The sequence below is a fragment of the Corallococcus llansteffanensis genome (genome assembly GCF_003612055.1).
Lineage (GTDB): Bacteria > Myxococcota > Myxococcia > Myxococcales > Myxococcaceae > Corallococcus > Corallococcus llansteffanensis.
Window position 1 is genome coordinate 1 of record NZ_RAWB01000352.1, and the last position, 10,585, is coordinate 10,585.

General features: G+C 70.2%; 9 protein-coding genes. 8 read left to right on the forward strand and 1 reads right to left on the reverse strand.

Annotated features, from left to right (window positions below; translation table 11 throughout):
- Positions 1 to 11: 11 nt before the first annotated feature.
- The 8 genes from D7V93_RS27730 to D7V93_RS27765 all read left to right on the forward strand — a co-directional run bounded on the left by D7V93_RS27730 (position 12) and on the right by D7V93_RS27765 (position 9,003).
- Positions 12 to 317, forward strand: coding sequence for a hypothetical protein (locus D7V93_RS27730; RefSeq protein WP_120646256.1), 306 nt, complete (start codon positions 12 to 14; stop codon positions 315 to 317).
- Positions 318 to 372: 55 nt separating this feature from the next.
- On the forward strand, positions 373 to 1,200 hold the full coding sequence (locus D7V93_RS27735; protein ID WP_120646257.1) for a 2,3,4,5-tetrahydropyridine-2,6-dicarboxylate N-succinyltransferase: 828 nt from the start codon (positions 373 to 375) through the stop codon (positions 1,198 to 1,200).
- 78 nt (positions 1,201 to 1,278) lie between these two features.
- Positions 1,279 to 1,914: a cupin domain-containing protein gene (locus D7V93_RS27740; RefSeq protein ID WP_120646258.1), complete on the forward strand. Its 636-nt coding sequence runs from the start codon at positions 1,279 to 1,281 to the stop codon at positions 1,912 to 1,914.
- A gap of 51 nt (positions 1,915 to 1,965) precedes the next feature.
- Positions 1,966 to 3,054, forward strand: a complete 1,089-nt coding sequence (gene dapE, locus D7V93_RS27745) for a succinyl-diaminopimelate desuccinylase (protein ID WP_120646259.1) — start codon at positions 1,966 to 1,968, stop codon at positions 3,052 to 3,054.
- 163 nt (positions 3,055 to 3,217) lie between these two features.
- A complete protein-coding gene (locus D7V93_RS27750) occupies positions 3,218 to 3,658 on the forward strand; it encodes a hypothetical protein (protein ID WP_147451368.1) in 441 nt (146 codons plus the stop codon).
- 193 nt (positions 3,659 to 3,851) lie between these two features.
- Positions 3,852 to 6,119, forward strand: coding sequence for a family 2 encapsulin nanocompartment cargo protein terpene cyclase (locus D7V93_RS27755; protein ID WP_120646261.1), 2,268 nt, complete (start codon positions 3,852 to 3,854; stop codon positions 6,117 to 6,119).
- A 55-nt stretch (positions 6,120 to 6,174) separates the two neighbouring features.
- On the forward strand, positions 6,175 to 7,569 hold the full coding sequence (locus D7V93_RS27760; protein ID WP_120646262.1) for a family 2B encapsulin nanocompartment shell protein: 1,395 nt from the start codon (positions 6,175 to 6,177) through the stop codon (positions 7,567 to 7,569).
- A gap of 33 nt (positions 7,570 to 7,602) precedes the next feature.
- Positions 7,603 to 9,003 carry a family 2B encapsulin nanocompartment shell protein gene (locus tag D7V93_RS27765; RefSeq protein ID WP_120646263.1) on the forward strand — a complete coding sequence of 467 codons (1,401 nt, stop codon included), beginning with the start codon at positions 7,603 to 7,605 and terminating at the stop codon, positions 9,001 to 9,003.
- A 74-nt stretch (positions 9,004 to 9,077) separates the two neighbouring features.
- Here D7V93_RS27765 and D7V93_RS27770 read toward each other — a convergent pair.
- The coding region (locus D7V93_RS27770; protein WP_244237548.1) for an NHL repeat-containing protein at positions 9,078 to 10,585 on the reverse strand (1,508 nt) is incomplete at its 5' end.

A 10,585-nucleotide genomic window follows, 5' to 3' on the forward strand; every position in this document is an offset into this window, starting at 1 on the left:
GGTGAGGACCGATGGCCTTCGACGACACGCCCTTCGAACGACGCTCCATCATTGGCGGGATGCGGGTCCGCGCGGCGGACGGGACCTTCTTGGGGTACGTGGCCTTCATCGGCCAGGAGCACCTGTATGTCCGGCGCTCGCCGTTCACCCGGCGCTGGAAGGAGGTGCGCCTGGACGCCGTGGGCCGGGTGCTCCAGGGCGCGGTGGTGCTGCGCGCGGACGCGGGGCCGCTCGTCCCCGCGGACAGGTCGCATCACGGGGAAATCCTGTCACTGACCCATCCGCTGGCGTTCCTTCCGGGGACGTCGCACGCGTGACGGGCGTGACTTCCGGAGCGGCGCGGCGCGCTGAAGTGTGATTGAACGCGGGCCCATGGCCACCTCCATCGAAGAGCTCTCCCAGAGGGTGTCCGCGGCCTTCGCGGACCGCGCGCTCCTGAAGGACGCGGACGCCGTGTCCGCGGTGCGCGAGACGCTGGCGCGGCTGGACGCCGGCGAGCTGCGCGTCGCGGAGAAGGGACCGGAAGGCTGGCGGGTGAACGCCTGGGTCAAGGAGGCCATCCTCCTGTTCTTCGCGGTGTCGGAGATGCGGGTGATGGAGGTGGGCCCCTTCGAGTTCTACGACAAGGTGCCCCTGAAGAAGGGCCTGGAGGCGGCCGGGGTGCGCGTGGTGCCGCCGGGCACCGTGCGCTACGGCGCCTTCGTGGAGCGGGGCGCGGTGGTGATGCCCGGCTATGTGAACATCGGGGCGCGGGTCGGCGCGGGCACCATGGTGGACACCTGGGCCACGGTGGGTTCGTGCGCGCAGGTGGGCCGCCACGTCCACCTGTCCGGGGGCGTGGGGCTGGGGGGCGTGCTGGAGCCACCCTCCGCGTCGCCCGTCATCATCGAGGACGGGGCCTTCCTGGGCAGCCGCTCCATCGTGGTGGAGGGGGTGGTGGTGGAGGAGGAGGCCGTGCTGGGCGCCAACGTGGTGCTGACCGCGTCCACGCAGATCATCGACGTCACCGGCCCCCAGGAGGTCGTGCACAAGGGGCGCGTGCCGGCCCGGAGCGTGGTGATCCCCGGAATGCGGGAGAAGGAGTTCCCGGCGGGGAAGTACATGGTGCCGTGCGCGCTCATCATCGGACAGCGCAAGGCCTCCACGGACCAGAAGACCAGCCTGAACGCGGCCCTGCGGGAGTTCGCGGTTCCGGTGTGACGGCCAGAAAATCCGCTGGCGCCCGGGCCCCGTATAGAACGACGGTGGCTGACGCGGTCCCAGGCACCCCCAAATCCCATGGAACACCTTGATGACATCCTTCCCGAGTGGCTGCTCGGGACCCTGGAGCCGGCCCGGCGGGACGCGGCGTCGCGGCACCTGGAGGGCTGTGCGCGCTGCCGGGCGGAGCTGGCCCGACTGACGCCGGCCGTGGATGCGCTCGGGAAGCTGGTCACCCCGGAGCCGCCTCCGGCCGCCGCGCTTCCCCGGCTGATGCGCCAGATGGAGGGCCCTGGCCGCTTCGCCCGCTGGGCGGAGCAGGTGGCCGCGTTCCTGGACGTGACGCGGGAGCGGGCGCTCGCCGTGCTGGAGTCCATGGCGGACCCGAACCAGTGGATGCCCGGCCCGGTGGAGGGCGTGGAGCTGATGCCGTTGGAGACGGGCCCCGCGCGCGAGGGGATGATGGCGGCCGTCGTGCGCCTGCTGCCCGGCGTGCGCTATCCGCGCCACTCGCACCAGGGCCGCGAGTGGAACCTGGTGCTGGAGGGCGGCTTCCGCGAGGACTCCGGCCACGAGGTGTGGCCGGGCGACGCGCTGGAGAAGACGGACGGCTCGCTGCACGACTTCACGGCCCTGCAGGGGCCCGCGTGCATCTGCCTCACGGTGCTGGACGGCGTGACGTCCTTCGAGGAGCTGGCGGACGGGAGCGCCTGACGGGCGGGGTCCCTGGGAGCGGCATCAGGCGGGGAGTATGTTGTCCCGCGCATGGCTCCCAACGACCTCGCCACCCGCCTCGCCCAGACAACGCTCGAGTTGTGCCGCATCGACAGCCCCATTGGCCACGAGGGTCCCATCGCGGACCACGTCGAGGGCTGGGCGCTGCGCCACTTCCGCCGCCAGGAGGTCTTCCGCGTAGGCCACACGCTGCTTTTGGGCGCGCTGGACGACCCCCGCCCCACGGTGGCGCTCATCGGCCACCTGGACACCGTGCCCATGCACCCCGGCGACGTGGGCCGCGCCCCTCGCATCGAGGGTGAGCGCGTGCACGGCCTGGGCGCGTCCGACATGAAGGGCGGCCTCGCGGTGATGATGGCGCTGGCGGAGGACCTGAAGCGCGACGCGCTGCCCGTCAACGTGGCCTTCCTCCTGTACGAGCGCGAGGAGGGCGCCTACGCGGAGAGCGGCCTCATCCCGCTGTACGAGAAGCGGCCGGACCTGTCGCGCGTGCGCTTCGGCATCGCGATGGAGCCCACGGACGGCGTGGTGCAGGTGGGCTGCGTCGGCAGCATGCAGGTGACGGTGCGCTTCACCGGGCGCAGCGCGCACTCCGCGCGACCGTGGCAGGGGGAGAACGCCATCCACAAGGCGGGCCCGCTGCTCACGGAGCTCCTGGGGCGCGAGCGCGTGGAGGTGAACGTCGCGGGCTTCCCCTTCTACGAGGTGCTGAGCGCCACGCTCGCCAAGGGCGGCCGGGCGCGCAACGTGGTGCCGGAGGCGTTCGAGCTCAACCTCAACTACCGCTTCGCCCCGGGCAAGAGCGTGGACAAGGCGAAGCAGGACGTGCTGGCGCTGGTGGCGGGCCGCGCGGAGGTGGAGTTCACCGACGCGTCGCCCAGTGGACCGGTGGCCGCGGGCAACCCGCTCTTCCAGCGGCTGATGTCGCTCACGGGACTTCCCGCCGCGTCGAAGCAGGCGTGGACGGACGTGGCGCGCTTCGGGGAGTGGGGCGTGGACGCGGTGAACTTCGGGCCCGGTGAGACGGCGCAGGCGCACCAGCTCCACGAGAGCGCGCCCATCCCTCCGCTCGCGGTCGCGTACGAGAAGCTGGCCGCGTTCCTCAAGGGCGCGGCGTAGCGGCGCGGTCTCCACCGTGCGCTCCGGGGCCGGATTCTCGGCTTCGCGCGGACCGCTGGTGCGCGCACATTCGTTGGGTGGAGTGCATCTGCGCGTGCGTGCATGCGTGCACTTCGCGTGGATGCGCGTACCATCCAGGGCGTTAACCCCCTGGAGGTAGTTGATGACGGCAGAGACCCGAGTGCAGGACCCGAACGAGACCCAGTCGCAGTCCAACACGGCGCAGCCTGTCGGTGAGGCGACGTCCGCCACGCCGTCGCGCCGCCGCTCCTCTGGCTCGCGCAAGAGCGCGCGCAAGGCCTCGCCCCGCCGCAGCACGGGCGCCGCGAAGCGCGCGACCACGAAGCGCACCACCGCGAAGAAGGCCGCTGCCAAGCGTCCCGCCGCGAAGAAGGGTGCCGCCAAGCGCGGTGCCGCGAAGAAGGCCACCGCCAAGCGTGGCGCCGCGAAGAAGGCCACCGCCAAGCGTGGGGCCCGCAAGTCGCCGGTCCGTCGCGCCGCCGCGGGCCGCACCGCGCGCAAGACGAGCACCGCGAAGCGTGGCGGTACCGCGCGCAAGACGACCGCTCGCAAGAGCCCGTCGCGCCGCTCGACGCGCCGCTAGCGCGCCGTTCGCGCTGGGGAGGTGGCCATCCCGTGCCCGGGATGCGCGCTCCCCACGCTGCGGGGCCGTGGCCCGTGATGGGCGGGATATTCCTAATTCACAAGGAAATAGAATTTTTCCCGCTTTGCGCCTTGTGCGTGGAGTTGGGTTCTCGACACCGTTAGAAGGGTCGCGGATCCAACGAGGTGCAAGGATGTCCAAGGCGCGACACAAACAACCCTTCGAGCTGCCGGACTTCTACGTCCCCTGGCCTGCCCGCCTGAATCCCCATCTCGAAGCGGCGCGCGCGCACACCAAGGCGTGGTCGTACGAGATGGGCATCCTGGGCCCGCCCCGGGACGGGACGCAGAAGGAGGTCTGGAGCGAGCGCCGCTTCGACGGGATGGATTACGCGCTGCTCTGCGCGTACACGCACCCGGAGGCGCCGAGCGCGGAGCTGGACCTCATCACGGACTGGTACGTCTGGGTCTTCTACTTCGACGACCACTTCCTGGAGGTCTTCAAGTACTCCCGGGACATCGCGGGCGGTCAGGCGTACCTGGACCGGCTCCCGCTGTTCATGCCGCTGGACCTCTCCCAGACGCCGCCGGAGCCCACCAACGCGGTGGAGCGGGGGCTCTGGGACCTGTGGAAGCGCACCGTGCCCTCCATGTCCATGGAGTGGCGCCGCCGCTTCTTCCAGAACACCCAGCACCTGCTTGATGAGTCGATGTGGGAGATCGAGAACATCAGCGAGGCCCGCGTCTCCAACCCCGTCGAGTACATCGAGATGCGCCGCAAGGTCGGTGGGGCGCCCTGGTCGTCGGACCTGGTGGAGCACGCCGTCGCTGAGATTCCGGCCCGCGTCGTCCACAGCCGCCCCATGCGCGTCTTCAAGGACACGTTCTCTGACGCCGTGCACCTGCGCAACGACCTGTTCTCCTACGAGCGGGAGATTTTGGAGGAGGGCGAGCTCTCCAACGGCGTGCTGGTGGTGGAGAAGTTCCTCGACTGCGACACGCAGCGCGCTGCGGACCTGGTCAACGACCTGCTGACGTCCCGGCTCCATCAGTTCGAGACCACCGCGGCGACGGAGTTGCCCTGGCTCTTCGCGGAGTACGGCCTGAACCCGGCGGAGCAGGCCCAGGTGCTGTTGTACCTGCGCGGGCTCCAGGACTGGCAGTCCGGCGGCCACGAGTGGCACATGCGCTCCAACCGCTACATGAACCAGACCGCCGGCCGCGAGGGGCGGGAGCTGGTCATTCCCCTCCCCACCGGCCTGGGGATGTCCGCGCTGCGGCTGCCCCTGACGTCCGGCGGGCTGGGCCTCACCCGCATCAAGAGCTTCTCCCACGTGCCCCGTCAGCACGTGGGTCCGGTGAAGCTGCCGAAGTTCTACATGCCGTACAGCACCTACCTGAGCCCCCACCTGGAGCGCGCGCGGCGCAACTCCAAGGACTGGGCGCGGCGGATGGGGATGCTGGACGAGCTGCCCGGCGTGGGGCTCTACATCTGGGACGACCACAAGTTCGACGTCGCGGACGTGGCCCTCTGCGGCGCGCTCATCCACCCGGACGCCACCCCTGAACAGCTGGACCTGACGGCGTGCTGGCTTGTGTGGGGCACCTACGCGGACGACTACTTCCCCGCGCTCTACGGCTACACCCGCGACATGCCGGGCGCGAAGCTGTTCAACGCGCGCCTCACGCAGTTCATGCCGGACGACGTGGATGCCGCCAACGCCGCGGTGCCCCTGAACCCGGTGGAGGTGGGACTGGCGGACCTGTGGAAGCGCACGGCCGGCCCGCTCTCCGCCTACGGGCGCAAGCTGTTCCGCAAGGCCATCCAGGACATGACGGAGAGCTGGATCTGGGAGCTGAACAACCAGCTCATCAACCGCGTGCCGGACCCGGTGGACTACGTGGAGATGCGCCGCAAGACGTTCGGCTCGGACCTCACGATGAGCCTGTCGCGGCTGTCCAAGGGCGACGCCATCCCGGAGGCGGTCTTCAAGACCCGGACGCTGCGCGGGCTGGAGAACTCGGCCGCGGACTACGCCTGCCTCGTCAACGACATCTTCTCCTACCAGAAGGAGATTGAGTTCGAGGGCGAGCTCAACAACGGCGTGCTGGTGGTCCAGAAGTTCCTCGACGTGGACAAGGACGCGGCCGTCCTCGTCGTGAACCACCTGATGACGGCGCGGATGAAGCAGTTCGAGCACCTGGTCGAGAAGGAGCTGCCGGTCATCATCCGCAACTTCGACCTGGACGCGGAGGCCCAGGAGAAGCTCCACCAGTACGTGGTGCAGCTCCAGCAGTGGATGGCGGGCATCCCCATGTGGCACGCGGCGGTGGACCGCTACAAGGAAGCCGAGCTGCGCGACGCGGCGACCCCCAAGCTCAAGACGGGCAACCTCGCCGGCCTGGGCATGGCCGCGACGCGCGTCGCCGAGCTGTTCAAGCGCGCGCGCTCCGATTCTTGAAGGCATCACGCAGGCACTGACTTTTTCAACTCTTCAACTCAGGGAAGGCTGACCCATGTCCAATTCCAAGACGCACGATGAGAACTCACTGAGCCTCGGGACCGCGGCGGCGCGCCAGCTGGCGACGACCACCAAGTCGGAACCGCAGATGCAGGGCATCTCCTCCCGGTGGCTCTTGAAGCTGCTGCCGTGGGTGCAGGTGTCGGGCGGCACCTACCGCGTCAACCGCCGCATGAGCTACGCGGTGGGCGACGGCCGGGTGACGTTCACCAGCACCGGCGCGAAGGTGGTGGTCATCCCGCAGGAGCTGGGAGAGCTGCCGCTCTTGCGCGGCTACGAGGACGTGGAGGTCCTCACGGCGCTCGCCAGCCGCTTCGTGCAGAAGGAATACAAGGCCGGGGACATCCTCACGGAGGCGGGCAAGGAGGCGGACTCCATCGTCCTCATCGCCCACGGCAAGGTGAACCGCATCGGCGCCGGCAAGTACGGCGAGCCCACGGTGCTGGAGACGCTGGCGGACGGCGACCACTACAGCTACCAGGCGCTGCTGGAGTCGCAGGACTTCTGGCAGTTCACGGTGAAGGCCGTCACGCCCGTCACGGCGCTCATCCTCCAGCAGTCCGCTTTCGAAGCGGTGGTGGCCCAGGCCCCGTCGCTCCACAAGCACATCGAGGAGTTCAAGGCCCTCTCGAAGAAGAAGCAGGACACGTCCGGCCAGGCCGCCATCGAGCTGGCCTCCGGCCACCACGGTGAGCCGGTGCTGCCCGGCACCTACGTGGACTACGAGACGGCGCCCCGCGAGTTCGAGCTGAGCGTCGCGCAGACCGTGCTGCAGATCCACACGCGCGTCGCGGACCTCTTCAACGACCCCATGAACCAGACGCAGCAGCAGCTGCGGCTGACGGTGGAGGCGCTGAAGGAGCGCAAGGAGCACGAGCTCATCAACAACCGCGAGTTCGGCCTGCTGCACAACGCGGACCTGAAGCAGCGCATCCACACCCGCCGCGGCCCGCCGACGCCGGACGACATGGACGAGCTGCTGGCCACCGTGTGGAAGGAGCCCTCGTTCTTCCTGGCCCACCCGCGCGCCATCGCCGCGTTCGGCCAGGAGTGCAACCGCCAGGGCATCTACCCCACCAGCATCGACATGAACGGGAACATGATTCCCGCGTGGCGGGGCATCCCCATCGTCTCCTGCAACAAGATCCCCGTCACCGAGTCCCGCACCAGCTCCATCATGCTGATGCGCGTGGGGGAGAAGAACCAGGGCGTCGTCGGCCTGCACCAGGCGGGCATCCCGGACGAGATCGAGCCCAGCCTCAACGTCCGGTTCATGGGCATCAACGAGAAGGCCATCATGAACTACCTGGTCACCGCCTACTTCTCCGCGGCCGTCCTCACGCCGGACGCGCTGGGCATCCTGGAGAGCGTCGAAATCGGTCGCTCGTAGTTCCAGGCCCCACGCAACCTCCGAGGACTCTTCATGGCGAATCCCATCATCAACACCGGTGACACCGAGCACTCCAGCCTGGGTACGGCCGGTGCCCGCCAGCTGGCGACGACGACCAAGTCCCAGCCGCAGATGCAGGGCATCACCCCGCGCTGGCTGCTGCGCATGCTGCCGTGGGTCCAGACCAACGGCGTGTTCCGCGTCAACCGGCGCCTCACCTACTCCGCGGGCGATGACCGCCTGAACTTCAGCAACATCGGCGCGAAGGTGGAGGTCATCCCGCAGGAGCTGCTCAAGCTGCCGCTGCTGCGCGGCTTCGACAGCGACGAGGAGGGCCTGACCGTCCGCGCCCTCGCGAGCCGCTTCGTGCAGAAGGAATACAAGGCCGGGGAGTCCATCGTGGAGGCGGGCCAGCCCGCCGAACACGTGTTCCTCATCGCCCACGGCAAGGCGTCCAAGCTGGGCACGGGCAAGTACGGCGACCCCGTCGTCCTGGACACGCTCGCGGACGGTGACCACTTCGGCGATCAGGCTGTGGTGGAGTCCAACGACGTGTGGCCCTTCACGGTGAAGGCGACCACCGCCTGCATCGTGATGTCCCTGCCGCAGCAGGTGTTCGAGGCGCTCATCCTCCAGGCCCCGGCGCTGAGCGCCCACGTGGCGCGGTACAAGGCGCGCCTGAAGAAGCCCCAGGACAAGTCGGGGCAGGCCGCCATCCCGCTGACCGCGGGCCACCACGGCGAGCCCGTGCTGGCGGGTGGCTTCGTGGACTACGAGCTGAAGCCCCGCGAGTACGAGCTGAGCGTGGCGCAGACCATCCTCCGGGTGCACACGCGCGTCGCGGACCTCTTCAACGACCCGATGAACCAGACCGCGGAGCAGCTGCGGCTGACCATCGAGGCGCTGAAGGAGCGCAAGGAGCACGAGCTCATCAACAACCGTGAGTTCGGGCTTTTGCACAACGCGGACCTGAAGCAGCGCATCAACACGCGCAGTGGCCCGCCGACGCCGGATGACATGGACGAGCTGCTGTCGCGCCGTCGCAAGTCACGCTTCTTCGTGGCCCACCCGCGCACCATCGCGGCCTTCGGCCGGGAGTGCAATCGCCGGGGCCTCTACCCGACGCCCGTCGACGTGCTCGGCCAGAAGCTGAACGCGTGGCGCGGCGTCCCCATCCTGCCTTGCGACAAGATTCCCATCTCCAACACGCTCACGAGCTCCATCCTCGTGCTGCGCACCGGGGCGGACGACCAGGGCGTCATCGGCCTGCACCACACGGGCCTGCCGGACGAGGTCGAGCCGGGCCTCTCCGTGCGCCGCATGGACATCAACGACAAGGCCATCAGCGAGTACCTGGTGAGCACCTACTTCTCCGCGGCCCTGCTCGTGCCTGACGCGCTCGGTGTCCTGGAGAACGTCGAAATCGGAAGCTGACGCGGCCTCCGTTGGAAATGGCGCGGGCCCGGCGGTGAGCCGGGCCCGTGTCCGCTGCCTTGCTTCGCGGGTGGTTAGTGCTTCACCCGCAGAAGGAAGATGTCGCCGCGCAGCGGCTTGAGCTTGTCGATGCCGAAGTCGGTGGCGCGGTCGGTGTGGCCGTACAGCACCGCGTCGCCGTCCGGCAGCAGCGCCACCGCCGGCACCGCCTCCACGCCGTACAGCTCGCCGCGGGCCTCCGGAGTCGCTCCCAGGAAGAGCCGCGATGCCAGGGGCTGTCCCGCCGCGTCGAAGCGTTGGGTGAACAGCTGCGCCGCACCCAGGCCGTCCTGGCCCGTGGTGCCGTCCTCCAGCCACGAGTACGTGTAGCCCGCCACCAGTACCTCGCCGGATGCGTGCACCGCCACGCCCTGCACCTGGGCGTCGGTGCCCAGGTCGTGCGCCCAGCGCTCGGTGCCGTCGGCGGCCGTCACCGCGACGAAGGCGCTGGGGAGGGTGGGGCCCTTCAGCGACGTGGTCCCCCAGGTGAACGCGCCCTGGAAGTCACCGCCCGCCACCACCTCGCCGGCCGCGCCCCGGCTCACGCCCCGCGCGGTGCCCTTCACGCCCGGCCGGACCTTCGCCCACCCGAGCGCCCCGTTCGCGCGGTAGAGCGCGACGAACGGGCTGCCCGCCCCGGATGCCTGCGTGCTGGTGGAGCCGAAGCGCACCGTGCCCGTGTAGCGCCCCGCCACCGCCACGCTGCCGTCCGCCGCGAGCGCCAGCGCCAGGGGCTGCGTGCCCGCGCCCTCGGACTCCGCGCTGCCCACGGCGATGGACCGCTCCGGAGTGCCGTCCGCCGCGAACACCGCCACGCCCGCGCTGGCCCCCTTCACGTCCCCGCCCAGGTCCACCCTGCCCGGCGCGGTATAGGCCACGTACAGCCGGCCCTGGGCGTCCGCCGCCACGTCTGCGACCGTTAGCGCCGCCGGCACCGCGTGCGCCCAGAGCGTGGCGCCGTCCGCGGCCAGCCTCGCGACGAAGGCGCCGTCGCCGCCGGTATCGCCCAGCTTGCCCGTGCCCAGGTCCACGATGCCCTGGAGGTTGCCGGCCACCAGCAGGCCGCCCGCGCCGTCCGCCGCGACGCGGGCATGCACCGCGGCGCGCAGCTCCGCGGGAGCGGAGGCCGTGCGCACGTCATAGGTGTGCGTCCACAACGTCTGGCCCGTCCCCGTGCGGCGCGTGAGCACCAACTGCACGGAGTCGTCCGTGGGGGCGCGGTCCTCCAGGTCGTCGTAGCCGTGCACCGCCGCGCTGAAGAGGTCCCCGGACACGTCCACCGCCAGGTCCAGCGCCAGGTCGTCCTGAGCAGAGCCCTCCGTGTCCAGCCACAGCGTCGCGCCCGACGCGGGCGGCGGTGGAGGCTGCTTGTCGGGAGGTGGTGTCTCGGTGGGGCCGGTGTCGGGCGGCGGAGTCCCTGTCTCCGGTGGGGGCGGTGGAACGTCGTCCGGCGTCGCGGGTCGCTCCGCCGGGCACCCCGTCGCCGTGTCCTGGCAGTCCTGGGGTCCGGGCTTCTCCGTCCCGCCCCCGCAGCCCCACCCTC

Coding starts and splice junctions, on each gene's coding strand:
- D7V93_RS27730 (WP_120646256.1), top strand. CDS start 12: ATGGCCTTCGACGACACGCCCTTCGAACGACGCTCCATCATTGGCGGG.
- D7V93_RS27735 (WP_120646257.1), top strand. CDS start 373: ATGGCCACCTCCATCGAAGAGCTCTCCCAGAGGGTGTCCGCGGCCTTC.
- D7V93_RS27740 (WP_120646258.1), top strand. CDS start 1,279: ATGGAACACCTTGATGACATCCTTCCCGAGTGGCTGCTCGGGACCCTG.
- dapE (WP_120646259.1), top strand. CDS start 1,966: ATGGCTCCCAACGACCTCGCCACCCGCCTCGCCCAGACAACGCTCGAG.
- D7V93_RS27750 (WP_147451368.1), top strand. CDS start 3,218: ATGACGGCAGAGACCCGAGTGCAGGACCCGAACGAGACCCAGTCGCAG.
- D7V93_RS27755 (WP_120646261.1), top strand. CDS start 3,852: ATGTCCAAGGCGCGACACAAACAACCCTTCGAGCTGCCGGACTTCTAC.
- D7V93_RS27760 (WP_120646262.1), top strand. CDS start 6,175: ATGTCCAATTCCAAGACGCACGATGAGAACTCACTGAGCCTCGGGACC.
- D7V93_RS27765 (WP_120646263.1), top strand. CDS start 7,603: ATGGCGAATCCCATCATCAACACCGGTGACACCGAGCACTCCAGCCTG.